The sequence below is a fragment of the Vibrio qinghaiensis genome, assembly GCF_002257545.1.
GTDB classification, from domain to species: Bacteria; Pseudomonadota; Gammaproteobacteria; order Enterobacterales; family Vibrionaceae; genus Vibrio; species Vibrio ordalii.
Genome location: NZ_CP022742.1, coordinates 1,019,267 through 1,044,392 on the forward strand (window position 1 = coordinate 1,019,267; position 25,126 = coordinate 1,044,392).

General features: G+C 43.9%; 24 protein-coding genes and 1 pseudogene. 14 read left to right on the forward strand and 11 right to left on the reverse strand.

All coding sequences use genetic code 11. The features are described 5' to 3' along the window. Positions 1 to 217 precede the first annotated feature (217 nt). Positions 218 to 1,564 carry a DEAD/DEAH box helicase gene (locus CCZ37_RS18310; RefSeq protein WP_010319827.1) on the reverse strand — a complete coding sequence of 449 codons (1,347 nt, stop codon included), beginning with the start codon at positions 1,562 to 1,564 and terminating at the stop codon, positions 218 to 220. Between the two features lie 389 nt (positions 1,565 to 1,953). Between CCZ37_RS18310 and CCZ37_RS18315 the strand changes: the two genes are divergently transcribed. Next, positions 1,954 to 2,223 carry an Lpp/OprI family alanine-zipper lipoprotein gene (locus CCZ37_RS18315; RefSeq protein ID WP_010319826.1) on the forward strand — a complete coding sequence of 90 codons (270 nt, stop codon included), beginning with the start codon at positions 1,954 to 1,956 and terminating at the stop codon, positions 2,221 to 2,223. Positions 2,224 to 2,344: 121 nt separating this feature from the next. On the opposite strand, the gene CCZ37_RS18320 is transcribed toward CCZ37_RS18315, so the two are convergent. From CCZ37_RS18320 to CCZ37_RS18335, 4 genes are read right to left on the reverse strand one after another with little or no spacing between them, the layout of a single operon-like run. Beyond that, a complete protein-coding gene (locus CCZ37_RS18320; protein WP_094501973.1) occupies positions 2,345 to 3,268 on the reverse strand; it encodes a L,D-transpeptidase family protein in 924 nt (307 codons plus the stop codon). Positions 3,269 to 3,273: 5 nt separating this feature from the next. Further along, complete coding sequence (gene phrB, locus CCZ37_RS18325; protein WP_094501975.1) at positions 3,274 to 4,686, reverse strand: deoxyribodipyrimidine photo-lyase; 1,413 nt, start codon at positions 4,684 to 4,686, stop codon at positions 3,274 to 3,276. 16 nt (positions 4,687 to 4,702) lie between these two features. Then, positions 4,703 to 5,536: a MerR family transcriptional regulator gene (locus CCZ37_RS18330; RefSeq protein WP_010317560.1), complete on the reverse strand. Its 834-nt coding sequence runs from the start codon at positions 5,534 to 5,536 to the stop codon at positions 4,703 to 4,705. Further along, positions 5,526 to 6,479: a YbgA family protein gene (locus CCZ37_RS18335; protein ID WP_094501977.1), complete on the reverse strand. Its 954-nt coding sequence runs from the start codon at positions 6,477 to 6,479 to the stop codon at positions 5,526 to 5,528. Before CCZ37_RS18335 ends, CCZ37_RS18330 begins: the two co-directional genes overlap by 11 nt. A 309-nt stretch (positions 6,480 to 6,788) precedes the next feature. Between CCZ37_RS18335 and deoD the strand changes: the two genes are divergently transcribed. The 6 genes from deoD to CCZ37_RS18365 all read left to right on the forward strand — a co-directional run bounded on the left by deoD (position 6,789) and on the right by CCZ37_RS18365 (position 13,820). Next, on the forward strand, positions 6,789 to 7,499 hold the full coding sequence (gene deoD / locus CCZ37_RS18340) for a purine-nucleoside phosphorylase (RefSeq protein ID WP_094501978.1): 711 nt from the start codon (positions 6,789 to 6,791) through the stop codon (positions 7,497 to 7,499). A 60-nt stretch (positions 7,500 to 7,559) separates the two neighbouring features. Then, positions 7,560 to 9,029, forward strand: a complete 1,470-nt coding sequence (locus tag CCZ37_RS18345; protein WP_094501980.1) for a lactate dehydrogenase — start codon at positions 7,560 to 7,562, stop codon at positions 9,027 to 9,029. Between the two features lie 163 nt (positions 9,030 to 9,192). Then, positions 9,193 to 10,680 carry a hypothetical protein gene (locus tag CCZ37_RS18350; RefSeq protein WP_094501982.1) on the forward strand — a complete coding sequence of 496 codons (1,488 nt, stop codon included), beginning with the start codon at positions 9,193 to 9,195 and terminating at the stop codon, positions 10,678 to 10,680. Continuing rightward, the gene (locus CCZ37_RS18355) at positions 10,661 to 12,241 is read left to right on the forward strand and encodes a GGDEF domain-containing protein (RefSeq protein WP_094501984.1); all 1,581 of its coding nucleotides are present in this window, start codon (positions 10,661 to 10,663) and stop codon (positions 12,239 to 12,241) included. Before CCZ37_RS18350 ends, CCZ37_RS18355 begins: the two co-directional genes overlap by 20 nt. Before the next feature lie 62 nt (positions 12,242 to 12,303). Next, entirely contained in the window at positions 12,304 to 12,690 is a 387-nt protein-coding gene (locus tag CCZ37_RS18360; RefSeq protein WP_064626596.1) for a DUF3302 domain-containing protein, read from the forward strand. Beyond that, positions 12,690 to 13,820, forward strand: a complete 1,131-nt coding sequence (locus tag CCZ37_RS18365; RefSeq protein ID WP_094501987.1) for an HlyD family secretion protein — start codon at positions 12,690 to 12,692, stop codon at positions 13,818 to 13,820. The genes CCZ37_RS18360 and CCZ37_RS18365 overlap by 1 nt, the downstream gene beginning before the upstream one ends. Before the next feature lie 103 nt (positions 13,821 to 13,923). Here CCZ37_RS18365 and CCZ37_RS18370 read toward each other — a convergent pair. Then, positions 13,924 to 14,079 (reverse strand): annotated as a pseudogene (locus CCZ37_RS18370) (MFS transporter); the annotation flags it as partial. A 37-nt stretch (positions 14,080 to 14,116) separates the two neighbouring features. On the opposite strand from CCZ37_RS18370, the gene CCZ37_RS18375 reads away from it, so the two are divergent. Next, on the forward strand, positions 14,117 to 15,088 hold the full coding sequence (locus CCZ37_RS18375; RefSeq protein ID WP_094501989.1) for an endonuclease/exonuclease/phosphatase family protein: 972 nt from the start codon (positions 14,117 to 14,119) through the stop codon (positions 15,086 to 15,088). 12 nt (positions 15,089 to 15,100) lie between these two features. Here the strand turns inward: CCZ37_RS18375 and CCZ37_RS18380 are convergent, their stop codons facing one another. Further along, entirely contained in the window at positions 15,101 to 15,388 is a 288-nt protein-coding gene (locus tag CCZ37_RS18380; protein WP_094501991.1) for a GNAT family N-acetyltransferase, read from the reverse strand. 135 nt (positions 15,389 to 15,523) lie between these two features. On the opposite strand from CCZ37_RS18380, the gene CCZ37_RS18385 reads away from it, so the two are divergent. After that, entirely contained in the window at positions 15,524 to 16,267 is a 744-nt protein-coding gene (locus CCZ37_RS18385) for a flagellar brake protein (RefSeq protein ID WP_010320088.1), read from the forward strand. A 44-nt stretch (positions 16,268 to 16,311) separates the two neighbouring features. Here the strand turns inward: CCZ37_RS18385 and gltS are convergent, their stop codons facing one another. Continuing rightward, positions 16,312 to 17,538 carry a sodium/glutamate symporter gene (gltS, locus tag CCZ37_RS18390; RefSeq protein WP_094501993.1) on the reverse strand — a complete coding sequence of 409 codons (1,227 nt, stop codon included), beginning with the start codon at positions 17,536 to 17,538 and terminating at the stop codon, positions 16,312 to 16,314. A 650-nt stretch (positions 17,539 to 18,188) separates the two neighbouring features. On the opposite strand from gltS, the gene CCZ37_RS18395 reads away from it, so the two are divergent. The 5 genes from CCZ37_RS18395 to sstT all read left to right on the forward strand — a co-directional run bounded on the left by CCZ37_RS18395 (position 18,189) and on the right by sstT (position 22,302). Next, on the forward strand, positions 18,189 to 19,109 hold the full coding sequence (locus tag CCZ37_RS18395) for a polyprenyl-phosphate transporter (protein ID WP_094501995.1): 921 nt from the start codon (positions 18,189 to 18,191) through the stop codon (positions 19,107 to 19,109). A 143-nt stretch (positions 19,110 to 19,252) separates the two neighbouring features. Next, positions 19,253 to 19,681, forward strand: coding sequence for a hypothetical protein (locus CCZ37_RS18400; RefSeq protein ID WP_029627171.1), 429 nt, complete (start codon positions 19,253 to 19,255; stop codon positions 19,679 to 19,681). Further along, positions 19,678 to 20,286: an SCO family protein gene (locus tag CCZ37_RS18405; protein ID WP_094133716.1), complete on the forward strand. Its 609-nt coding sequence runs from the start codon at positions 19,678 to 19,680 to the stop codon at positions 20,284 to 20,286. Before CCZ37_RS18400 ends, CCZ37_RS18405 begins: the two co-directional genes overlap by 4 nt. Before the next feature lies 1 nt (position 20,287). Then, the gene (locus CCZ37_RS18410) at positions 20,288 to 20,731 is read left to right on the forward strand and encodes a copper chaperone PCu(A)C (RefSeq protein ID WP_094501997.1); all 444 of its coding nucleotides are present in this window, start codon (positions 20,288 to 20,290) and stop codon (positions 20,729 to 20,731) included. Positions 20,732 to 21,084: 353 nt separating this feature from the next. Further along, on the forward strand, positions 21,085 to 22,302 hold the full coding sequence (gene sstT / locus CCZ37_RS18415) for a serine/threonine transporter SstT (RefSeq protein WP_010320082.1): 1,218 nt from the start codon (positions 21,085 to 21,087) through the stop codon (positions 22,300 to 22,302). A 130-nt stretch (positions 22,303 to 22,432) separates the two neighbouring features. On the opposite strand, the gene CCZ37_RS18420 is transcribed toward sstT, so the two are convergent. The 3 genes from CCZ37_RS18420 to CCZ37_RS18430 all read right to left on the reverse strand — a co-directional run bounded on the left by CCZ37_RS18420 (position 22,433) and on the right by CCZ37_RS18430 (position 25,097). Beyond that, the gene (locus CCZ37_RS18420; protein WP_010320081.1) at positions 22,433 to 23,578 is read right to left on the reverse strand and encodes a tetratricopeptide repeat protein; all 1,146 of its coding nucleotides are present in this window, start codon (positions 23,576 to 23,578) and stop codon (positions 22,433 to 22,435) included. A 329-nt stretch (positions 23,579 to 23,907) separates the two neighbouring features. Further along, positions 23,908 to 24,183: an alpha-glucosidase C-terminal domain-containing protein gene (locus CCZ37_RS18425; RefSeq protein ID WP_244187303.1), complete on the reverse strand. Its 276-nt coding sequence runs from the start codon at positions 24,181 to 24,183 to the stop codon at positions 23,908 to 23,910. An 80-nt stretch (positions 24,184 to 24,263) separates the two neighbouring features. Next, a complete protein-coding gene (locus CCZ37_RS18430) occupies positions 24,264 to 25,097 on the reverse strand; it encodes a MalM family protein (RefSeq protein WP_094501999.1) in 834 nt (277 codons plus the stop codon). Positions 25,098 to 25,126 lie beyond the last annotated feature (29 nt).

Sequence of the window (25,126 nt, forward strand, 5' to 3'; positions counted from 1 at the left end):
TATAATATTATCTAGATTGCTGCTACAGTAAACAATATTAATTATTATTTAAGAAAATTAGAAAAAAACCTTCATTTATATATAAAAACACCGCTAATTGAGCGGTGTTTTTATAAGAAGCTAAGTTATCGGATAATATATTTTTTTCAGACAATATTGTATGTTGAAGGATCAGAGCCTCCTATACAACAAGCTCATACTGCCATGACGATCATCATTACTCATCGTCCACTTTAGGTGCAACTCTTTTTTTCGGCACAAATACCGCATCACCCACTGCCACATTCTGATAAAAGGTTTTATCGCGTTTAACGGGCTTCTTATTGACGGCATGCGCCTTAGGCTTAGTACTTTTGGTCTTAGCGGCTGCGTTTTTCTTAAAGGCCGCAACACGTGGTTTTAGCCCAGTAAATTTACCTTTTAGATCATCAAATTGAGAGAACTCGATATCTTGTTGCAAAAAAGCTTCCACGCGCTTGAAGCTGTCCCAGTCTTTTGGGCCAACCAGCGAGATTGCATCACCTTTATTACCCGCACGGCCTGTACGACCAACACGGTGCACATACTCTTCCGTATGTTTGGGCATATCAAAGTTAATCACGTGCGTCACATTCGCGATATCAAGGCCACGTGAAGCCACATCCGTCGTGACCAAAATTTTAAATACAGCGCGCTCAAACTGGCTCATGATGGTGTTGCGCTGGTTTTGATTTAAGTTACCACTCAACGCAACGGCTTTCAGTTTCTGCTCGTTGAGTTTAAGCGTTAAACGCTCAGTATCAGAACGAGTTGCGGTAAAAATGATCACTTGTCGATATTCGGCTTCTTGCAGCACGCGTTCGAGTAAGGCTTCTTTGTGATCGAGATGATCACAGAGGTAGAATTTTTGGGTGATGTCTTTATGCTCTTCGTTGGCAACACCAATCGAAATGCGTTTTGGATCTTTAAGCAACTCGGTACCAAAGTCATTCACTTGGCCGTGATCAAGCGTTGCGGAAAACATCAGTGTTTGGCGACGACGGTGGTTCGCCGCATGATGAATACGGCGTAGTTCCGGCGCAAAACCTAGGTCCAGCATGCGGTCAGCTTCATCAAGGATCAGCGTATCTAAACCATCAAGACGCAACGAGCGATGCTCTAAGTGATCCGCTAAACGACCAGGAGTCGCCACAATAAAACGGGGGAAACGGCGCAGTGCTTTTACTTGGTCGTTAAAGTTTTCACCGCCCACAATCAGCGTTGCTTCGTAGCTCAACCCACTGAGCATAGTACGCAGCTCACCGTACACTTGTTTGGCCAACTCACGTGTCGGAGCAAGAATCAGAGCTCTAGGGTCTTTTGCTGATAACGCTTTAGTTTTAAGAGACTTATGCAGCATTGGCAAAACAAACGCTAATGTTTTACCCGAACCAGTCTTAGAGGATGCCAACAAATCTTTACCTGCAATCGCCACGGGAACCGCTTGTTGTTGGATCTCTGTCGCTTGTTTGAAGTCATAGTGTTTGAGGGTCTTCAATAAGCGATTGTCTAAGCCTAAATCTTTAAACTGCAAAGGATTCTCCAAAAATTTGTAAAGTTGCCACAGTAAATAGGGCAAGAGGTCAGAATGAAAACGCAATATGATAGCCCGAAAGGCGCTTAGATAGATAGAGATCACATAAAAATAATCAGCACGTACACTTTTTCAAGGCATAAGAAAATAAAAAAATACGCATCTTAACGATGAGAAATAGCGGAGTAAATGAGCATAAATTGAAATTCTTGGGTTATTTTGACGTTTACCCACTGTGTGAAGCCTAAAATAGTGTCTACAATTGAGTTCGTCGCTATAAGATGATTTCCAAAAAAAATGGTCCCCAAACGACTTGATATTACAGGTAAACAGCCTCTGATACTTCAAGTCATCAAGGGATAGGCGTCATTGATAATAATTTTATAAACAGGAGTTCCATAATGAACAAGATGTTAATTGCAGCTACCGCTTCTTCTATACTTCTACTTGCTGGTTGCGCATCAGGACCTGATGGAGTAGAAATGACGAAAATGGATCAGCTAAGCAATCAAGTTAGCCAACTTAGTGATCAAATTTCTGCACTTAAGAGCGAGCAATCGACACTTTCGTCTAAAGTAAGCCAAGCGGCTGATGCCGCTACTGCTGCGCAAGAAGAAGCCGCTCGTGCAAACGAGCGTATCGATAATATTGCTCAGTCATACACGAAATAATTTCGTTATTTTTCATGACAAAAATGGCTACGAAGGCTTGTTAATTCAAGCCTTTTTATTAATATTATTAACATTCCACCCCATTAACACACCCATCCAATACGCTCACCGACTTATTCCTTTATTCTAATGCGGTTGAAAAATCGGCAGCCACTACTTCGACAGGCACACCATTTTGCGCCAAGATCACCGCTCTCGCTTTCGCATCGGATTTGTTAAATTCATCTAACCACCAGCGAAGTTCTTGCGGTACCTGCAACTCTTTTTTACTGCCGTTACTACGAGTCAAAGGTTCATGAGCTTCAAGAAATACGCTTCGGTCTGGCTCTAAGGCTAATTTTATAGGCTCATCAATCACTTTCACTTTCTCGCCACGCTGAACCTGCTTAAACAGCCATTCAATATCCTTGGGATCCATGCGAATACAACCTGAGCTGACTCTCATACCAATACCAAAATCTTTGTTAGTACCGTGGATCAAATAATCACCCGCACCATAAGCGAGACGAAGCGCGTATTCGCCAAGCGGGTTATCTGGACCAGCAGGCACCACCGCAGGCAGTTCAATACCTTTCGCTTTATATTCAGTGCGGATCGATTGAGGAGGTGTCCATGTTGGGTTCGGCCGTTTTTGGCTGATAGTGGTTTCCATTTCAGGCGTGTCACGACCAATACGGCCAATTCCCACGGGGAAAATATGTACTTTGCGTTTTTCAGGCTCGAAGTAATAGAGCCGCAGTTCCGCTAAGTTGATGACGATGCCTTCGTAAGCCACGCGCGGTAAAATAATTTGTGAAGGAATGGTTAGCACAAACTCTTGCTGCGGCAAAAATGGGTCAATTCCTTTGTTAGCCGCCATCAAAGATAAAAAACCCACATCGTATTGCTTTGCAATTTGCGCTAGGGTTTCGCCCTGCTCAATCACATGATATTGAGTTCGACCAACCATGCTACTGCCTTCGGCGGGAAAATCATAAGTCGCGGCGAACACGTTCACACTGAACGCGCCCCAGCAACAACACAAAGAGAGTAGCTTGCGTAGCATGGTGATCAGGTATCCTTGGCGTCTTTATAGAGCTGTAAGGTTATCTCTCTTTCTACTTTGTGATCAACCATTGGCGCGGGATATGACAAGGAATTGACGGCAGGGCATTTCCAAGGCGTGTGGATGTACTTATCTGGCAACGAAGCCAATTCAGGTATCCACTGACGAATAAAATCACCTTTCGGATCAAAACGTTCCCCTTGGCTGGTAGGGTTAAAAATTCGAAAATAAGGTTGCCCATCACACCCTGTTGAAGCGCACCACTGCCAACCACCATTGTTGGATGCATAATCGCCATCCACTAATGTTTGCATAAAATATTGCTCACCAAGTCGCCAATCGATATGCAGATCTTTGGTTAGAAAACTGGCCACAACCATCCTTAATCGGTTATGCATCCACCCCGTTTTATTGAGTTGGCGCATCGCCGCATCGACAATAGGGAACCCGGTTTGCCCCTGCTGCCAACGTTCAAAGGCCGTTGAGTTCTCCCACCAAGATACATATTTCCCCCAAGGCGCAAAATCTTTTCCTTTGCAGAGATCAGGACGAAACCCGATCAGATGCTGATAGAATTCACGCCAAATAATTTCGCTCAGCCAAGTTTGCGCCCCTTCTGACAACCCAATATGTTGCGATTCAGCGTATAGGCGCGCCATACATTGACGCGCAGAAAGCGCCCCTGTTGCGAGATAAGGCGACAGTGCGCTGGTCGAATCCAACGCGGGGAAATCACGTTGCTGGTGGTAATTCTGTACCTTATCACGGCAAAACTGGCGTAATTTAGCGCGAATTGCATCGAACTCGACCACCCAATGATCACTGCTGATGCGTGGGTAGCTGAACGAGCGGTGTTCGCTCCACAGCAACGGATCAAGATCCTTTATAGGTCCATAATGTGCCGAAATAGGCGTTGGTAAAATTTGAGGGATAGCTGCTTGTGATAACCACGCTCGTTTAAAAGGGGTAAAGACTTTGAAATAATCACCTTGCTTGTTTTTGACCGAACCGGGCGCAATAATGCACTTATCGTCGTATGCTCGCCACTCGATCTGGTGCTCTAGGCAAAACTGGCTCGCCATCTCATCACGCTGCAACTCATTGATTTCATACTCGCGATTAACCAACACTGCGCTGGCATTAAGCTGCTTAGCCATGGTGGCAATCTGCTGCGCAGCATCAGCGTAATCATCGACTTCCTCATACAATAGAGCAATATTGAGTACTTGCAGTTCACGTTGCAGCTCAAATAAACGCCGATAAATAAGATCTGCCTGCATTGGGGCAAGATGATGTTTTTGCCACTGTGCTGGCGTTGCAATGAATACGGCAACAACAGGCTCTTCTCCATCAATGGCGGAATGTAATGCCGTATTATCTACGGATCGTAAATCTCGGCGCAGCCAGAGTAATTTCACTGTACATCCTTACTGATTAATCTAACGAATGGTGCAGACGAGCAACCACATCTGACAACGAAAGCTTATCTCCCAGTGAGATACGCAATTTCCGTAACGCTTGAACTTGCTGCTCCGTAAAAGAGCGATTAGCAAACAGCGCAACCTGTTGGTAGTTTGCTAAAGCATCATGATCAACAAGAGCGGTAAGATCTTCGACACCATCTAAGATAGTGAGGTTATAACCCGCTTCCACCTTTCCCACGAACCATAGCCAAGCCAGTATGCTCGATGTCGGATCAAGATTAACGCAAAGACATTTCCCCTTAGTCGCCGCTTTATTTTCCGCTTCAATGATCGAGCTCAACTTGCTGATCATCAGTGCCTGAAAAAGCCCTTTTTGCAAACTGCGCAGCGGTCCTTTAACCCGCTCTAAGGTATCGATAGCAGGAAAGACAAACTGCCGCTCAACAATCTCTAACGGATACTCTTTCAATACCGTGGCAATGGTTGATTCTGCTTTGCTTTTATTGAGATCCACTAAAGCTTGCAGCAATTGTTCTTGCTCTAAAAGCTCTGAGCCATGATTTGCCAAAGCATCGGTGATGCTTTCACTGCCACTGAGCAATGCACTCACTTTACCAATCGAAACCCCTTTCGCCAGCCAGCCTTGAATGGTGCGAATCGTCGCGATATCCTCTTGTGAATAAAGGCGATGCCCTTTGTCTGTTCGCTGTGGCTGAACAAGATGGTAGCGGCGCTGCCATGCACGCAAGGTCACTGGCTTTACTCCCGTCATCTCAGCAACGTCTCGAATAGCGTATAATTTTTCAGTCATCATGTTCTCAGCCGGATCGTTCTCATAGTCCATAACGTAACCTTAGCGTTTGTGGATAAGGCGACAAATAGTGCTGTTGCTGCAAATAAGCATCGGGATACATTTTTATGTAGTGTTTGAGCAACGTAATAGGCGCAAGTAAAGGAAGAACACCTGTTCGGTAATCATCAATAACCTGAGCTAATTCTGCCTTTTGCTCTTTGTTTAAGGCTCGTTTGAAGTAACCCTGAATGTGCATTAGAACATTGGTGTTGTTTTTACGGCTCGCTCTGTGTTTGAGCGCATCCATTAGCCCTTGGCGGTAGTGCTCAATAAAATACTGTGGCGGATGCTGCTTGACTTCAGCCACCAAACGACCGAGTTCTCGATACGCTTGCGGGTGGTGGGCCATTAACGTCAATTTGTAGCGTGAATGAAAGGCCACTACTTTGCCCGGTGTCGGGTTGTCACCTATCGATTGATAAAAGTCATGTAAACAGTAGACACGCGTAATGAAGTTTTCGCGAAGCACTGGATCATGCAAACGACCATCTTCCTCCACAGGCAACCACGGCATTTTACGCATTAAAGTGGCGGTATAAAGCCCAACGCCCTCTTTGTCTGCTCGTTGATGCTTATAGACTTTGACTCTTTCCATGCCACATGTCGGGGATTTAGCACAAACGATATAACCACGCAATTTCATCAATTCGAGTTCATCGACTTTTCGTTCTGAGAAATCGAACATGGCTTGTGTGTAATCTTTGGTTTCATCTTTAGTTTCAACCAGCGCTAAACGCTCTTCGTGAGAGATCAGGCGAATGGTAGGCCTAGGAACCGTTAAGCCAATTCCAACTTCTGGGCAAACAGGTATAAAAGAGAAATAATTGGTGAGTTCTTTAGTTACAAAGTCACTCGCTTTATGGCCAGAGTCAAAACGGACTTGCTCTCCTAGCACACATGCACTGACACCAATACGAATTTCAGGATTACTCATCATCGCCTCGTGTACAAAAATATTTGTTGTATAATGTATAGCACAAGCTCACCTACTTATACAAAATATATTTATGTACACATAAAAGGTAAACGTTTACCCAAATCGATTGCCTTACCACTTCCAACACTTTTAGTTATCAATGGACTCAAAAAAGGGTATTAACCTTCATTCTGTGACCAATCTCTCAAGGAGAGTTGCCATGCATGGCTAGTATTGCCTCAACAAAACACATCAGATTCAACAGAATTAGTAATTTATCTGATTAGAGAAATGAATTGCTGACTCGAAAACTTTGGAGTAATAACGATGGCAACCCCACACATTAATGCACAAGTTGGTGATTTCGCTGAAACCGTTCTAATGCCAGGCGATCCATTACGTGCAAAATACATTGCTGAAACTTTTTTAGATGACGCTAAACAGGTTTGTGATGTTCGTAATATGTTCGGTTATACCGGTACTTATAAAGGTAAAAAAGTATCCGTTATGGGCCACGGTATGGGCATTCCATCATGCTCGATTTATGTTCACGAGTTGATTTCAGAATACGGTGTAAAAAATATCATCCGTATTGGTAGCTGTGGCGCAGTTCGTGACGATGTCAATCTAATGGATATCGTTATTGGTATGGGTGCTTCAACCGATTCCAAAGTTAACCGCATCCGTTTTAATAACCACGATTTCGCCGCGATTGCGGATTACGGATTGCTTGAAACGGCCGTCAATCAAGCCCGCGCACAAAACGTACCCGTGAAGGTAGGCAACGTGTTTTCCGCTGATCTGTTCTACACACCTGAAGGTGATTTATTCGAAAAAATGAATAAGCTTGGTATCTTAGGTGTGGATATGGAAGCGGCCGGTATTTATGGCGTTGCAGCGGATCTAGGCGCAAAAGCATTGACAATTCTTACCGTGTCAGACCACATCATTCGCGGTGAGAAATTAAGCTCTGAAGATCGCCAAACCTCTTTTAACGACATGATGAAAGTCGCGCTTGAAACCGCGATTAGTATCTAATTTTTAAACCTCAGCTGCTCACCCAAATTGGCAGCATTAAATTACCCCGAGGGGGCGATTGTGTCCAACGACCAACTACCCAAGGACGCAGATGGTTTACAACTCAACTTTTGTAAAACATTGGCGTGTGACAACTTTGGACTGAGTGAAGCCGAACGGTACGTTCTGCAGCGCGTAAACCCGAAGCGTCCAACGATGGTTTGTCGTGAATGTGGAGCCTTCCCCCCCTTACTTAACAACCGAGAAGTGTTAAACGAATTACACCGTTTAAGACAGCTTCACAGCGACGGATTGCCCGCTTGCCGCAGTGATGATTGCCAAAATTTCGGTTTATCTGTTCATACGCACAAACATCTCTATCACGCTTTTGGCTACAGCGGCGATCGCCAGCGATACCGTTGCAAAGCTTGTCAGAGTACCTTTGTTGATAAGTGGTCAGGAGCCAACAAAAAACTCGCTTTTCAAGAAACCTTACTCGGCCTACTCTTCATGAGTTATTCGGTGCGAGAGATTTGCCGTAAATTATCCATCAACCCAAAAACGTTTTATGATCATGTCGAGCACATTGCCAGTCGCTGTCGGCGAAAACTGGCCATGATTGATGCGCGTTGGGTGAATCATGCAAACCAATATGAACTGGCTTGCAATTATATCCCGCTCCAACCCCATAGCGACAACAGCGTATTGTGGTTTGCAACAGGTGAAGCCAAAACAGGTTATATACTCTGTCAGCACGTAAACTATTCCGCCAATGAAGAGCCTGCTGGCGAGCTTGATCACAACCCCTATCACTCGCCCGCGCGTTTTGTTTCTCGTGAACATTCATCCGAGGCGAATCTACCCACTCCTGACGCATCTCCGCTATTACGTGAGCGTATTGATCAGAAATACCAAACAATTTTAGCCCGTGGTAATGTAGAAGACCCCATGGGTAACCTCACCACTTTTCATTATCCTTCTAAAGGCGCCTTGATTCGCCCTCCTTACACCTCTTATGCCCACTTCCTCCACGTGCTGGATTTGTGCCTTGAAGATAAGCGAGTTTCTATCTATCTGCCTCAAGATCCGGTTTTACGTTCTGCCGCATTGAGCGTCTGTTTGCCGCGAATCAAGCGTAAGAATGTTGACTTGATGTACGTTGAGGAAGATCCGCAATGGCAAAATGGACATTCCGTGAATAAAACGGACATTGTTCACATGGGATGGTGGCGAGATCGCTGGGCTATTGCCAATCAGGCACAGGCTGTCAAAGGTGTTTGCTATTTGGCAGGAGACAATCCAACACCCGAAGCTTGGCTCGATAAAGCATCGATTAAGCAAACAGAGTTCTATCAAAAACGCTTCCAACTGTTGTTCGAAAGCTTTATCAACGAACCGAGGCGCAAACTTCGCCCTGGCGGCCTACAACCAATGCTGGATATTTTTCGTGCTTGGCACAATTTGTGCTACCAAGATAAACATGGATTCACCGCCGCCCAAAATTTGGAATTAACCAAACATCCACTGACATTGAAAGAACTACTCTCTTAGATTTTTAGGTTATATTTAGACTGTGGATTGTGAAGTAGCGCAGATTATTGTGGTAATGAATAACCAATGCACCCACTTTTGGGAAAGTAAATAGTGCGCTTTAACGTTGGCTTCATATAATGAATCGGTGACTTAGGCTTCTTACTTTTGAGGAACAACCCGTTTGGATAAAAGCCAATATCTTCTTGAAATTGAAATAGAACAGCTTAGAACTCGCATTGAAGCTGAGCCGGAGAAGGTGTCGATCGTCGCTGAGCAGTGTTTATTGAGAGCACAGCAGATCTTTTTCCCTGAAGGGGCGATTCAATGTTTGATCATTTTATCTCGCTGCGCTTGGTGTTTAATGGATTACCGAGTCGGTTTAAAACGCATTAAAGAAGCCTTATCCACTCAAAATACCCTCGATACTGATGACCACCTCCCCGAAATTCTACATATTCACGCGCTGCAACTTTGGGGTCAGGCAAAATATTATACCGCCCAACAATATTGGATAAATGCCCTAGAACAATCGGCTCTGGTTGATGAAGTTGAGATCCAAATAGAAAGCCTGATTGGTTTAGGAAATGTTTGGCGTATCACCAACGAGTATCAACTATCATGTTCAACCCATGAGTTAGCGGTTAAAGTTGCTAATAACAGCCGTATCCATTGGTTAGAAGGAAAAGCCCGTATTCTGTGGGCATGGGATCTCTACTTACTTAACCAATACATCGATATGCTCACGGTGCTGGATGGTGCAGAAGAAGCGCTACAGGATCATCCCGATAAAACTTGGCAAGCCGAAGTTTGGGATTTTCGTGGTTTGGCACTGCTCGGGCTAGAACGAATCGAAGATGCAGAAGCGGCAACCACCAAAGCACTCGAACTTGCTGTTGAGCATAACCTGATATGGATGAAAGCCCACTCATTCATCAGTCGAGCTCGTTTAGAACTGCTGAGGAAAAACTCCAAGAAAGCGACCGAGCTGTTAAACCTTGCTGAAGCCTCTGCTGCTTCGTTTGATAAAGGTGAACTGCTCTCACAAATTTGCTACCAACAATCCCTAGTCGCAGAACAGCGTAGTGATTTTAAAGCCTCTTTGAACTCATTTAAGAAATACCGCCAATTTACGGTTGAGATGCTTCGAGAACAAACGGCGCGCATTGGCCTTGATAAAGCGAGAGCCTCTAAGCGGCAGCTTGAGCAACGAGCACGAAAACTCATTAACCGTATTCGAGGGCAACACGAGTACGATCCAGAGAAACACCTATCCAATGTGGTTTCAGAAACCTATTGGTGGGAGCAGCTCGTGCTGTTTAAAACCGAACTAAAACATTCCAATCACGCGGTTATTGTTATCCAACATAGCGATTCAAAGTACCTCGATGTATGTACCGAGATTGCCCATTCACTTTGCAATCAAAAAGATCTCGTCTCTCGTCTGAGCAGCGAGCGCTTAGGGCTTCTTCTTGCCGACAAGGGGGATGCGGCACTGCACGTCTTTCACGTGTTAGCCAAGATGATTGAGATATATCCTTGGCAACGAAAAGGGCTAACGGGGTCGCTACCTCAAGTAATGTTCCAAGATATTTTGAGTTTCCCATTCACATTAGAACAACTGGAAGACAGCCAACCTCAGGAATCGTCGCATGGAAGTACTGCTCAGTAAGATTAAAGATACGGGTTTGGATGCCACCTCCGTATCGGGTGAAGAGGCCATCATTTTCTGGAATCATGTCCGACAACATATTGCCTCTACACCAAAAGAAAAAGCGCTCAGCTACATCATCAGTGCCGAATACCGTTCAGAACTGCATCAGTCGTCCGCTAGCATAGAAGAACTTCGCCACGCCTTAGCATTACTTGAATTGCCTGACGATGCTGAAATCATATTATCGGTGAAAAACAGTTTGAGTGAACGCCTAATGGAAAGTGGTGACTTTACCTCTGCACTCAACGAATATGTGTCGGTTTCTAATATCGCCGTCGATACTGGATATATTGATGAATATGTCATGGCTGTCATTGGCATGGGCAATTTATGTGATGCTTACGGCGAGCATAGCCGAGCCCTTCGCTACTATCAAAAAATTGACAGTATTGATCATGCAATCACCAGCCGCTCATTACGCCTGCGTTATAAACTTTACATGCTATCGTGTTACATTCAACTGCACAGAATCTCCGCGGCCAACGACTTGATTAAAGAGTGTGAAGAGCTGAGTATTTTGGTCAGCGATAAAATTCTTACCGGGCAAATTTCACTCTATCAAGCTCAACTTTATCTTTATCAGGATCAAGTCGATAAAGCGCTCATTACGCTCTCTAGTGTTCAGTACAGTGCTGGGAATATGAATTCCACCTGGCTATCGAATATGATTCGAATTGAAACGGCCAACTGCCTTGCTAAAATAGGCAAAAGTCATATTGCCAATATGATGCTGGCCAGTACAGACAAACGCCTGCAACGATACACGTCACCAACGATGGCAAAGCAGTTGTATCGAGCATTCAGCGCCGTGTGCGAGCGCCAAGGCCTTTATCAAGCCGCCCTAATTTATGAAAAAAAGGGCTTTCGAATTGAAACTGATCTGATGAAAAATATTCCGATTAGTGAACTGGGGGCCAATCAACTGCGCCGCTTATCGCGCTTTGAATTGCAGCTCAAACTGATCTTATCTGAGATTGAAAATCGCGAGCTAAAAGAAACCACCGAACACCAAAAAAATACGGTGGCCCAGCTTCAACAGGATGTCTTCACAGATCCACTCACCACCTTACACAACCGCCGCTGGTTAGACGTAAAACTCAAAGACCTACTGCTTCATGAGAAGCTATTTGCATTTCTAGTCATTGATATTGACCATTTTAAATCGATTAATGATGAACTTAGCCACTTGGTTGGTGACAAAGCGATAGTCAATGTTTCACGTGAGTTGAAAAACTACTTTAAATTCCGAGGCTCTTCCTGTGTCCGCTTTGGTGGTGAAGAGTTTCTGGTGATTTTAGAAGATAGCTCACTCGACCAAGCTGAGATGCATGCCGAAAACTATCGTGAACGCATATTCCAATTTGGTTGGCACGATATTCTAGGTGAGCGCGGCTTAACCGTCAGCATCGGTATCACCTTGCATCGAGATGGTGAAAATACACAACGCACATTCTACCGCGCCGACAAAGCCTTATATCGCGCGAAAGCGAATGGCCGCAACCAAGTGTGCACTGAGTAACTTTCCATCACGTTAAGCTATTGGCTGCCGTTTACACTCGTTATTGAAATACAGGAGCAACTATGTTTTTAGATTACTTTGCCCTTGGTCTACTGATTTTCGTAGCCTTGGTCATTTTTTATGGAATCATCGTCATTCATGATATCCCTTATGAAATCGCCAAAGAGCGCGACCATCCACATCAAGATGCCATTCATGTTTCTGGCTGGGTCAGTCTATTTACCTTACATGCCATCTGGCCATTTTTGTGGATTTGGGCAACCTTGTGGCGAAAAGATCGTGGGTGGGGGTTCACTAAACTTCAAGAAGAGCAGCACGATATTCATCATCGTGTCGATGAACTTATCGATCAAGTCGCAACACTCACTCGAGAATTACATGAGTTAAAAGCGCAGCCACCCGTTGCTCAAGCGAACATCGACCATACCAGTAATCAGGAGACAAAATAATGGATTTACTTCTGATCATGACTTATGCCGCTTTATGTATTGCGATATTCAAAGTCTTTAAAATTCCATTAAATAAGTGGACCGTCCCTACCGCTGTATTAGGTGGCGTTATTTTGATCGGCACCCTGATCTTACTGATGAACTATAATCATCCTTTTACTCAATTGGGTAGCCAAGTTTTTTCCACAACACCTGTCGTCTCAGGAGTACGAGGAAGAGTGATTGAGGTTCCGGTACAAGCAAACCAGCCCTTAAAACAAGGTGATGTGCTTTTTAGAATTGACCCTGTGCCTTTTGAAGCGGAATTGGCAAAAATTGAAGCTCAGATCAAAGAGGCGAGCCAAGGTGCACTCGGCCTAGAATCGAATGTTTCTGAAGCTGCGGCAGCGAAAGTACAGGCTATCGCTGACCGGGATAAAGCACAACGTGAGTATGCTCGTTATCAACGTGGGTATGATAAAGGAGCATTCACCGAGCAAGATCTTGATACCCGTCGCCAAGCTTATAAAGCAGCAGAGGCAGCAGTAGAAGTCGCCCAAGCACGTCTAAATCAAGCCAATATCTCCTTAAACTCAGAAATCAATGGTGAGAATACTACCGTTGCTCGCCTGCTTGCCGATTTTAGACAAGCCCAATTCAACCTTGAACAAACCGTTGTCAGAGCGCCTACTGATGGCTATGTGACGCAATTAGCTCTCAGACCAGGTGCGATGTCCGTACCATTACCCTTAGCACCAATGATGACGTTTGTACACACAGAAGATAAAATCTACACAGCTGCATTTAGGCAAAATTCTCTTCAACGCCTACAACCGGGCTTTGAAGCCGAGTTTTTGTTCAGAGCACTGCCCGGAAAAGTCTTCAAAGGAGAAGTGGTTGAGATATTGCCTGTAATTGGTGAAAGCCAGATCCAAGCACGAGGCACCTTGCTAGGAACTGAGGCATTACGTACCAATGGACGCGTACTCGTCACCCTTAAAGTTACCGATGATTTAAGCGATTATCACCTGCCGCTCGGTACCGCTTTTGAAGCCGCTATCTATTCAGACAGTTTCTCTCATGTCTCGATTATGCGTAAGGTACTCATCCGGATGAAAAGTTGGCAAAACTATCTCTACATAGATCATTAGATACCATCCGTCACGACATACGTGGAAAAAAACAGCCAACCCAGATATTGCTTGTCTAGTGACTATTGACATCGTGTTACAAGGGTCGTAAACGACCCTTTTGTTACCTGTCGCTCCAACGTAGAATTCTAACTTCATTACCCGCTTCGGGTTTTACTGGAATATTGAGTGATAAAAGCAGCGCAACAAGTGCCATTACCGCTCCAATGTAAAAGACGCTCGCCGGAGAGATAAGCCAAATTAAACCAAACGTCGTAGGAGTGAGATTAAACCACACACAACTATTGGAATTTAACATGACGATTACGTTCGCAACGATTAATTTATTCAATTATTTAGCTCCGCCGAACGCATATTATCAGTTCGATAATATTTACACGCAAGCAGAGTGGCAGCAAAAAAAGCAATGGTTTAGCCAGAAGATCCAACAAGTGGATGCCGATATCATTGGCTTTCAAGAAGTTTTCAGTTTTGATGAACTGCGCAACCAAATGATAGATTTAGGCTATCCGTATGTGGCTTGTGTTGATGAGCCGATCGTCAAAGATGGATACATCTACAGCCATCCGGTTGTGGCGATAGCCTCTCGCTATCCTCTACGCCAAGTGAGCGCTGTACATGGCACGCTGCCAAACCAAGCTGCCCCTTTTTGCTTTAATCGTACACCGTTACAGGCTACGCTTTGCCTGCCAATGCTCGGGGAGATCGATGTCTATATTGTGCATTTTAAATCTCAGCGTCCGGCAGAATCCTCTGCTGCACCTCATAACCTGATCGATGAATGGCAACAAGAGACGCTAGGACGCTGGCAATCTACTGTTCAACGAGGGTTTGAAGCAAACCTAACTCACCAATATATTATCAATACTCAAAAGCAAACTGGGCGACCTTGCGTGTTAATGGGCGATTTTAATAAATCTTTACATCACGAGGAGTTTCAAGGACTACTATCGCAGGCCTTATACCGCAGACCAGAAACACAGCAACCGCTGGCTGGCTATGCGCTTTACGATGCTTGGGATCTGCATACCGAGAGTATGGAGCAGCCTCGCAAAGCCACTCATTACGCCGGAGCCAAGGGGTCCGTACTCGACTATATTCTTCTTTCTGCGGATTTCTCCCCTTTTACTCATACAATGAAAGGTGATGTCAGCCGCTACACTGTGCTTGACCAGCATCTGGTTAACCCAAGCTATGAACTGGATAACTGCAGCACTGATCATGCACTGGTCGCAGTCACATTAAAAGTAAACACAGCACCGTTCTAATGGGGTTGTATGTTACGGCTCTCGATGCAATAAATGCTGCCATTCACTGTGTCGATTTAAATAATGCACAACATAGCTACAGACAGGTTTAATGGTGTAACCTTGCGCTTCAATTTGCGGTAATACACTTTCCATCATAATTTTCCCGTATCCTTTACCCTGAAGCTCATCCGGTACGCGAGTCGAAACAATAAACAACACATCATCCTGTTTTTGGTATGCCACTGTTGCGAATAGATTACCCTCAAGATGTACTTTATATTGACAATTTTGTATGTCATGTCGCACTTCATGGGTCATGATAACTTCCCAATTGATATATAAATCAAATAAATTGTTATTCTCAAAATTGAATCTTTAAATATCTACTCCTAGAATTTAAACTATTACAAAAATTAGAATAAAATGCAGCTACTGCATCACGGAGAAAATAAGATGGAATCGCAGTCGGCAGTGCTGAAAGATGAACAGAGCCAAAATCATTCGGTTGAACGTAACAAAACTCTATCGACACTTAATAGTACTGATGCGTTATCTATGGTTGAGCACAGCAGCGAACTAACCTTAAGTATAACCACTCCCGTTGGTACGAAATTTCAGTGTAAAACGTCATTTATCGGTACCTACTCTCATTCCCATCTCCTTGTAGAAATTCCTAAAATTTCCGCAGATGATCTCTCTTTTTTCTTCCAAGAAGGTTTTTGGATGAATATCAGAGCTATTTCACCACGTGGCGAAGGGGCTTTAATCCATTTTCGTAGCCAGTTGTTACATGTCTTGCAAGAGCCTATACCGCTCGCCATGTTATCCATTCCCAACAGCATGCAAGTGACCCAACTGCGCAAAGAAGCTCGTTACGATGTGAATCTGGCAGGAAAAGCAACGGTAGGAACGCATAAGTCGGATTGTGAGGTAAGAGATCTCTCCAAAAGTGGCTGCCGTTTTGTCACACCGCCTCTTGGGCGCACTTTCCAAGTGGGTGATAAGATTAGTCTCGAATTATTTACTGATGCTCGCGGCAGCCAATTCTTTGCGCCTTTGATGGGCAAAGTTTGTAACCTGCAACGCTCACTGCACTATGCTCGTTACGGAGTGCAGTTTGATGAAGAAGGTGTCAAAAATGCAAAGAGTTTATTAAGTCAATTGAAGTTTGATGGCACAAAATTAACGCTGAAGTAAGCAATACACCCTAACCAATAAGTTAGGGTGTATTGCTATTATTTTTAACCGAGAAACGAAATATACCCTTGTAATATCACCAAATTCACAATATCTACAAAGAATGCCCCAACGATTGGCACGACCATAAACGCTTGTGGTGATGGGCCATATCGTGTCACTAGCGACCCCATGTTCATCACCGCTGTTGGAGTAGCGCCAAGGCCGAAGCCGCAGTGCCCACCAGCGATCACAGCGGCGTCATAGTTTGATCCCATCACTTTAAAAGTGACAAAATAAGCAAAGATACCCAACACCACCGATTGCACTGCTAAAATCACCAGAAATGGGACAGCCAAGTCAAAAATATTCCATAACTTTAAACTCATGAGCGCCATAGCAAGAAATAGCGATAGGGAAACGGTGCCTAAGATGTCAACGGTTTCAGCATCAATTTTATGAACTTTCGTCAATTCCAGTATATTGGTAATGAACACACCGATGAAAAGCGCATAGACAAAATCGGGGATCATCAACCATTTGATTTCAAATGCACTTACCCCCTGCTCTAAATATTTAGCACCTGTGACACAAATGAGAAGAATGAACAAACCCTCAATCACTTTCTTTGCGGTGACTTTATCTTCTTCATATTCATTGTAGGTAACTAGTTCTGGGAACTTATCGTGCGTTTTAGTTCCTCGTCCATACTCAGATTCAAACCCGTTTTTATTAATGAGTTTTTGAGCTACTGGGCTACCGATAATCCCACCAATGATCAAACCAAAGGTCGCTGAGGCCATGGCAATTTCTAGCGTATTGCTAAGCCCATAATTGTCGTTGAATGTTTGAGCCCACGCCGCTCCCGTACCGTGTCCACCCGAGAGGGTAATAGAACCGGCGATCAACCCCATCAGTGGGTCAAGACCAAGAGCCGTCGCTAACGATACACCGACGCCATTTTGGATGATGATATAAAACGAGGCAACGGCGAGGAAAAGAAAGACTTTTGCGCCACCCTTAACCAGTTGAGTGTAATTGGCCGCAAGGCCTACGGTGCTGAAAAACATCAGCATAAAAATATTCTGCAACGGCAATGAGAACTCTAAATCTAAGCCGTAAAAATGTAGAAGAGTGATCGCGAAAGCGACAATTAAGCCACCGACGATGGGCTCAGGAATGTTGAATTTTTCCAAGATAGGCAGTTTTGCGTTAATAAAGTGGCCTAAAAAAAGCACGCTAATAGCGATTAAGAAAGACTCAAGGGGCCCAATTGAAATTAAATGGTGCATATAACCTCTTATTACTGCTTCACTCATCTTCCTTAATGAGTTTGGAGATCATCAAAGAAAACTTGATAAGCTCGAAAAAAATACGATTGATCGATACGGATCATCCTTATGGATATTGTTTATTTACAATGACATACGATGTTTATTTGATGGGTTTTACGAACATATGGCCTAACTGGTTTTGCTCGAAAAACATCTTCGCTCACGGCTTTTGATTGTCATTTGCAAACTCTCATTAGACGAGCGAGGAGGCGTATCATACCTAACAGACAAAAAAAGAGCCAACCGCAATGATGCGATTGGCTTATATATAGTGTGAACAAACTCATTCACTAACAACGTCAGTTGGCTAGGTGACCCTCGGCTTTAAGAAGGGTCAAATAAGTTTATGCATTAAGTATGCCAACTAAAAAATGGCTACTTTTTAGCTATACATCACATCAATTCATCAAAATGTAGTACTTTATCGCATTGCGCGAATTGCATTATGCGAAAAAATGCAAAATAATACTCACCCAGTTGCTATAAAACAAACTCATTCTCTGCGTTTTTTCACATTAAGCCAGCACCACTCACTCCTCTTTTGTACAAGCATTTCTTGGTTATTTCATTATATACTTCCGGTACATACACTTAATCATGCAGATTCAATGAATTATTTCAGTACATTTTTAAAAGGAATGGCCATGGGTGCCGCCGATGTGGTGCCGGGTGTTTCGGGTGGAACCATTGCATTCATCACTGGTATCTATGACACTTTGCTTGAAAGCATTCGTAGGATTAACCCGAGTTTATTGCGTATAGTCAAACGAGATGGATTAGCCGCCGCATTTCAACATATTAATGGCTTCTTCTTGCTCGCACTGTTTGGGGGAATATTCACCAGTATCCTCTCTTTGGCTAAACTCATTTCTTGGCTACTCGCCACGCATCCTATTCCTATTTGGTCGTTCTTCTTCGGTTTAATTCTGGTTTCGGTGTTCCATATTGTGAAACAAATTGAGCAGTTCAAACTTTCTCGATTGGTCTTCGCTTTGCTGGGAATTGCGTTTGCTTACAGTATTACGGTGCTTAACCCAATGCAGATGGAGCCAACAGCGCTGAACACAGTTCTAGCCGGTGCTATTGCCATCTGCGCCATGATTCTACCGGGAATTTCAGGCAGTTTTATCCTGTTGCTGATTGGTATGTACGCACCGGTACTGGGCGCGGTGAAAGAGATGCAAGCCGATATTTTGGCACTCTTTTTACTCGGATGTGTCGGTGGTTTACTGAGTTTTTCTCACGTATTATCTTGGTTACTCAAACAATTTAGAGACTTGACCTTAATTTTTCTTACTGGATTAATGATCGGCACCTTACCCAAAATCTGGCCTTGGAAAGAAACGCTCACTTGGCGAACCAATTCTCACGGCGAGCTCGTTCCTTTGCTACAGCGAAACCTTTCTCCATTCGAATTTGAGTCCATCACTTCACAGCCTTCGCAACTGCTGGTAGCCATTTTATTGATGCTTTGCGCTGTTGCCCTCGTGCTTGGCTTGGAGCAATATGCAAAACATCACGATGTGTAAATCACACCGCATAGCATGAATGAGAAAAGGTGGGGAGACTCACCTTTTCTATATTGATTTATTGCACATTTTATCCATTCGTCACCACTGCAAAAAGATAGCTGTGATAACATTTGCGCTTTATCACCGCTTGGATTATCACCATGCACAACGCAATCAAAATCGGCGTCTTTGTTCTAGCCCTGCTGGCGGGTTACTTTAGCAGCGATATTTTCAATTGGCTCTCTTCAGCACACTCCTCTTCAGACATTAATCAATATTGCCAGTTGTCGAGTACCCCTTGCCGACAAGGAGATGTTGTCATGACATTGGCACACGATAAATCTCAACCTTTGGTGGCTAACACTCTGACCGTTGAATGGCCGCAAGCCAATGCAAGTAAACTCACACTCACACTCAATGGGCTAGAGATGGAGATGGGCACCGCGAAATATGTACTGACGCAGCAGGAAGACGGGCTCTACACAGCACAGATTGTACTCCCAGTTTGCACGACTGAAAAAATGACATGGATTGGCGAACTCTCTGATGGTCGCACCCAAGTATTTCCGGCAATAAGGATGGAAAGATGAGTAAAAATTGGTCTCTGGCATTGGTGGTTGCGTTTGTATTAGGCTTTGGCATAAAAACCTATTTTGATACGCAGCAAAGTATGGATTTAGAGAGCGGTAATAGCTCATCTTCTGAGGTGATTTTATTTGGCAAAGCAAATCAATCCATCTCTATTTTTGATACTAAAGATGAACGCATACGTGTTGTTTACTTCGGCTTTACACGCTGCCCAGATGTCTGCCCAACATCTCTGGCTATGTTAGCAGGTGCACTCAATCAACTGGATGATGTAACCAAAGCAAAGCTGCGCCCTTTATTTATCTCTCTCGATCCAGAGCGTGACGCTGCCGATGCTTCTCATCAATACGCCCAATATTTCCACCCTATGATCGAAGGACTTTCTGCTCCTTTAGACATTACAACACCACTGGCGCATCAGTATGGCGTCATTTTCCGCAAAACCGAATTAAAGGGATCTGAACTGAAATACACATTAGATCACAGCTCCTACTTCTACTTTTTACAACCAGATGGAACATTAATCACTAAAGTTCCACATACGCTTTCACCGGCTCCCATTGTTGAAGCCATCAAAACAATAATGACGTCATCACAAGGAAAATAACATGAAGCTCAATGCTCTTTTTTTAGCAAGCCTTGCCTTTAGCCCGCTTACTTTTGCCAACACAGATATTATGGTACATCACCCTTACGCACGTGCCACCGCACCAACCGCCGCCACCAGCGCAGTATTTTCTCAAATCATGAATAAAGGTGAGACGGACCGTTTCATTGTATCGGCCAGCACCGATGTGGCAGGGAAAGTTGAATTGCATGATGTAATCACCGAAGGAGATGTGATGAAAATGCGTCAAGTCACTGAATTTAAAATTCCGGCCAAAGGGCACGTCGAACTCAAACCGGGCGGCTTGCACATCATGCTTTTTGATTTGAAGAAACCATTGGTTGAAGGTGAAAAGATTGACGTACAACTAACCTTTGCCAATGGTGAGCAGCAAACCATTATTGCACCAGTAAAAAAAGTGATGAGTGGTATGGCACACCATTAAAAAGAAGAGGGTGAGCGATGTTGGCTTACCCTCTTTTATCATCGCACTAACCGCTCATTGACCAGCCTAATGGCGAGAACGAGACATCCCGACAAGTGGCCTATCATTCCAGCACCAAAAATGCTACATTTTATTTACATCTCACTCAAAATCGATTGCATTTCCACATATTGATTAATTATTTGTGCTGATTATCAATTAATTCTAGACACAATATTCCGCGTAGATATCATTACCCCCTTCAGTGGAGCTCACTGATGTCACTATAACTCTATTTGCCTACCATAACCGATACTATGCTTCGTAGTATTTAGGTCATGCAGGATGTAATTCGATTTATTGCAGGGATAACTATGCAAAGCAACAATATTTTCGCCCGTTTTGCGCGTGGCAATTTGGTTCTGCAAATACTCGCCGGTATCGTTCTCGGTGGGTTATTAGCAACCTTTTCACCCGATGATGCGAAAAACGCCGGCCTACTTGGCGACCTTTTCGTTGGCGCACTGAAGGCTGTAGCACCAATCCTCGTGTTTATTTTGGTCGCGGCGTCCATCGCAAACCAAAAGAAAAACCAACACACTTATATGCGCCCAATCGTGGTACTTTATCTTTTCGGTACCTTCACAGCCGCTCTTACTGCCGTTGTATTAAGCTTTATCTTCCCAACGACCCTAACATTGGTTGCAGGAGCAGAAGGTGCAACGCCTCCTCAAGGCATCGCTGAAGTGCTTAATACCCTGTTGTTTAAGTTAGTTGATAACCCAGTCAATGCTCTAATGAGTGCAAACTATATTGGCATTCTGGCATGGGCTGTTGGGTTGGGCTTAGCTTTACACCATGCCTCAGCAACAACTAAAGCCGTATTTGAAGATTTAAGCCACGGTGTTTCACAAATTGTGCGTTTTATTATTCGCCTAGCACCGTTTGGTATTTTCGGCTTGGTTGCATCCACGTTTGCCACAACTGGCTTTGAATCTTTGGCTGGTTATGCCAACCTTTTATTCGTGTTGCTGAGTGCCATGTTGATCATCGCATTGGTTGTCAACCCAATCATTGTGTACGCGAAAACTCGCCAAAACCCATATCCACTGGTATTCCAGTGCTTGCGTGAAAGTGGTGTCACCGCATTTTTCACACGCTCAAGCGCCGCCAATATCCCAGTAAACATGGCATTGTGTGAGAAACTAAAACTGGATGAAGATACTTATTCAGTCTCGATCCCACTCGGTGCGACCATTAATATGGCTGGTGCCGCCATTACTATCACGGTTCTCACCCTAGCGGCAGTAAACACAGTAGGTATTGAAATTGACCTGATGACAGCCTTGCTACTGAGCATCGTTGCTGCTGTTTCTGCCTGTGGCGCATCTGGTGTGGCAGGTGGATCACTACTGCTGATCCCACTCGCATGTGGGTTATTTGGCATTTCAAATGACGTAGCCATGCAGGTTGTTGCCGTTGGCTTTATCATAGGCGTGATCCAAGATTCAGCTGAAACAGCTCTTAATAGCTCAACAGATGTCGTCTTCACTGCTGCGGTTTGCCAAGCTGAGCACAATAAATCAGCATAATCATTCGATATACTAAAATCGATACCAACAAAAATCCCCAGCCGATTCGCTGGGGATTTTTATTTAAGAGATTTTTTATTTACAGTGCTTAGCCACTTTATCTATCCAGCATTACCTGATCTATCCAGCATTACCTGTCCATTGAAGTATTGGAAAAATCTAATCGCGTTAGAACCTCATGATCATCAGATGAGCTGGATGACAAAAGCTCTTCGGAGGCATCCGCCACTACGCTCAATGAGAGTTCCTCTTCGTCAAGCAACTCCCCTTTCTCGGGGATAGGGATCCCACGTTTATAAAGCTTGTTCAGCGCCTTAATAATTGAATGTTTACTTACTGTACCCGCGCCGATCTTCTTGATGAGTGGTTTAGCCAACGATTGCAGCCCCACAACCGAATCGACACCGATGCGCGAACCCACTTGATCTCTTAACATCTTTGCTGGTTCAAAACCAAAATAAGCCGATAAAAATAACCAGATATAAGCAATAGCATTGCCATTTGAACCTTTATCTATCCAGGCTTCGCCTGCGTGATACATCGCCTCAACATGACCTTTTTCAGCAGCCCGCTCTAACCAATAACAAGCTTTACTGTGGTCGATTGCTACACCGACACCCTTGAGGTAATTCAAGCCTAGCTTCATCTGTCCTATCGGGCTATTTAGCTTCGCGGCTTTGGAATACCAAAATGTTGAATCCACTGGAGATGGCGCGATATTATCGTGTGAAACACACCAATCCCCCATGAAAATCACAGCGTCGAGCAAATTCGCTTCCGCAGCCTCTTGAACTAACGAGACTCCTTTCGCAATATTCGCTTCCACACCACGACCATGAATATAGGCCATGCCAGTTTCATACTTTGCGGTTAAGTTACCTTCAATTCCAGCAATACAAGTCTGCCAAAACTTCTCTTTTTCCCGCAAAATCAGGTCATCTCGAAATTTTTGGCAAATCCGAACAACACCATACATTCCCGTAACATTGTCATAATTTGCCGCTTTGTCATACCAATACATCGCCTCTTTGAGGTTGGTTCGTTCGGCTTCTTTCGCCAAATACAAAATCGTCGGTACATGGCCTGTTTCGGCCTTAAATAAGCGATCTTGTCTTTCTTGTTCACGTGATTTTTCTATCGCTTTGCGGTAAGCGATTTCTCTCTCTTTTCTCTCTTCCTCTAAGCGTTTTTTGCGCAAAGAGAGCGAAAACATCCACACGAAGATGAGGATAAGTGATAACCCGGTTGCGCCTATGGCAATCCCAATAGTGCTCATTGATTCAAATCTTATTTAGCTGATTAACTTCATTATCGACCATTTTTCTCAATCTTTGAAAAAGTCTGACTACATTTATTCTGTCTCGAACCATTTAAAGCATACGAAACAGTCAAATCCGTTCATCCAAAACAGAGAGGCCACTCTATATCTAATGCTCGTGGATTAATTAAGCCACATAGCCTTAGCACTAAGATAGTACCGTACTCTTTTCAAGAGTGTTACGCACAATCACACTAATTGAGGAATAGATTCCGATTTGAGTCAATGAATGAAAAAACGCAGCCAAATCGCTGCGTTCATTCCAGATCAAAAATGAGCCACTCACTTTACTCTCTCATCAAAACCGCGATGGATTGATAGGGCTCGAGTACTAGATTTTCTTCTAATTTTTCAATCTCTTGATAATTAGAGCTCAAACACTCCACCGCTCTCAATTGAAACTTTTCGGGTATTGTTAAACAAACCGTGGCCGATGAAAAATTACTGATCACGACAATTTGCTCACCTTGGTACTCGCGCACATAGCCAAACACTTCCACCAAAAATTGACGCTGAATCATCCGGTGCACTACCATCCGGTGAAGTGATAATTCACTTGTCATCTTTAGTAATCGAAGCTCAAAATTTTGAGACTAGAAAAAGAAAGGCGTCCACATAGGGACGCCAATCGTACGATCTTTAATTATTTCGCATTCACAGCTTTAACAAAGACTTCTTGTGCTCCATCAATACCTAGCGCTTTGGCTTCATCAAGTAGGCTAAGTGCTTTAGAGATATCGTTCGCTTTTACCGCTTTCTGAATCGATACCTTGTAGTAAGTTTCAGTATCTGGCTGCACTTTTTTTGTCAGTTTTGCTTCATCCGTTGAAACTGTCTTTACTTTATTCTCAGGCTTCACAAACGATAGAAAGCTGGGACCAGAAACATCCAACTCAATGGTTCCAGTCAAACTATGTGGCATCGGAATATCTTTTAATTCCGGCATGTAGTTACCACGGCCTTCGGCATCGATACGTCCGGGATGCGCTACATAAGTTACGCCTGACAGATCTTTTTCCTTTGTATAAACAATAAGTAACAACGTCTTATGTCCTTGAGGAGGGTAAAACTCCAGATCAGCAACCAGACGATTACCCAAATTTAAACGTGGCTTACGGTATTCGAACTCAGTGTCGGTGTCCGATTCTAAAACGGTTCCTGTTTTATCTGTGATAACAACATAAGGATAAAATACTGAATCTTGAATTTCGCTGGTGACCGTTAAATTCATTTGACCACGATCGGCTGGTATTTCAAACACGGCGACAGGGCTATGAATCAATGAGTTATGCAAGCGCTGAGTATTGGCTGTGAGCACCATTTTTGTTGTACTCGGTAGCTTCACTTTTGTGACTTGTAGCTGTTCTATATTATTGACAGCTTGCACTGCCGAGCTTTGTGTTTGCTCAACAACAGGAGCTGTTTGACAGCCAGTTAAAGCAATGCAACTACCTAATAGTAGTGTTTTAAAAACCATTTTTCGCTCCTTTAGTATTTTTTTAACGG

What these genes read in the sequence shown, in the direction of transcription:
- gltS (WP_094501993.1), bottom strand. Translation starts at nt 17,538, where the DNA reads ATGCACCATTTAATTTCAATTGGGCCCCTTGAGTCTTTCTTAATCGCT.
- CCZ37_RS18395 (WP_094501995.1), top strand. Translation starts at nt 18,189, where the DNA reads ATGAATTATTTCAGTACATTTTTAAAAGGAATGGCCATGGGTGCCGCC.
- CCZ37_RS18410 (WP_094501997.1), top strand. Translation starts at nt 20,288, where the DNA reads ATGAAGCTCAATGCTCTTTTTTTAGCAAGCCTTGCCTTTAGCCCGCTT.
- CCZ37_RS18330 (WP_010317560.1), bottom strand. Translation starts at nt 5,536, where the DNA reads ATGGACTATGAGAACGATCCGGCTGAGAACATGATGACTGAAAAATTA.
- CCZ37_RS18430 (WP_094501999.1), bottom strand. Translation starts at nt 25,097, where the DNA reads ATGGTTTTTAAAACACTACTATTAGGTAGTTGCATTGCTTTAACTGGC.
- CCZ37_RS18320 (WP_094501973.1), bottom strand. Translation starts at nt 3,268, where the DNA reads ATGCTACGCAAGCTACTCTCTTTGTGTTGTTGCTGGGGCGCGTTCAGT.
- CCZ37_RS18315 (WP_010319826.1), top strand. Translation starts at nt 1,954, where the DNA reads ATGAACAAGATGTTAATTGCAGCTACCGCTTCTTCTATACTTCTACTT.
- CCZ37_RS18425 (WP_244187303.1), bottom strand. Translation starts at nt 24,183, where the DNA reads ATGACAAGTGAATTATCACTTCACCGGATGGTAGTGCACCGGATGATT.
- CCZ37_RS18380 (WP_094501991.1), bottom strand. Translation starts at nt 15,388, where the DNA reads ATGACCCATGAAGTGCGACATGACATACAAAATTGTCAATATAAAGTA.
- CCZ37_RS18335 (WP_094501977.1), bottom strand. Translation starts at nt 6,479, where the DNA reads ATGAGTAATCCTGAAATTCGTATTGGTGTCAGTGCATGTGTGCTAGGA.
- CCZ37_RS18405 (WP_094133716.1), top strand. Translation starts at nt 19,678, where the DNA reads ATGAGTAAAAATTGGTCTCTGGCATTGGTGGTTGCGTTTGTATTAGGC.
- CCZ37_RS18385 (WP_010320088.1), top strand. Translation starts at nt 15,524, where the DNA reads ATGGAATCGCAGTCGGCAGTGCTGAAAGATGAACAGAGCCAAAATCAT.
- CCZ37_RS18365 (WP_094501987.1), top strand. Translation starts at nt 12,690, where the DNA reads ATGGATTTACTTCTGATCATGACTTATGCCGCTTTATGTATTGCGATA.
- CCZ37_RS18420 (WP_010320081.1), bottom strand. Translation starts at nt 23,578, where the DNA reads ATGAGCACTATTGGGATTGCCATAGGCGCAACCGGGTTATCACTTATC.
- deoD (WP_094501978.1), top strand. Translation starts at nt 6,789, where the DNA reads ATGGCAACCCCACACATTAATGCACAAGTTGGTGATTTCGCTGAAACC.
- CCZ37_RS18375 (WP_094501989.1), top strand. Translation starts at nt 14,117, where the DNA reads ATGACGATTACGTTCGCAACGATTAATTTATTCAATTATTTAGCTCCG.
- CCZ37_RS18400 (WP_029627171.1), top strand. Translation starts at nt 19,253, where the DNA reads ATGCACAACGCAATCAAAATCGGCGTCTTTGTTCTAGCCCTGCTGGCG.
- sstT (WP_010320082.1), top strand. Translation starts at nt 21,085, where the DNA reads ATGCAAAGCAACAATATTTTCGCCCGTTTTGCGCGTGGCAATTTGGTT.
- CCZ37_RS18355 (WP_094501984.1), top strand. Translation starts at nt 10,661, where the DNA reads ATGGAAGTACTGCTCAGTAAGATTAAAGATACGGGTTTGGATGCCACC.
- CCZ37_RS18360 (WP_064626596.1), top strand. Translation starts at nt 12,304, where the DNA reads ATGTTTTTAGATTACTTTGCCCTTGGTCTACTGATTTTCGTAGCCTTG.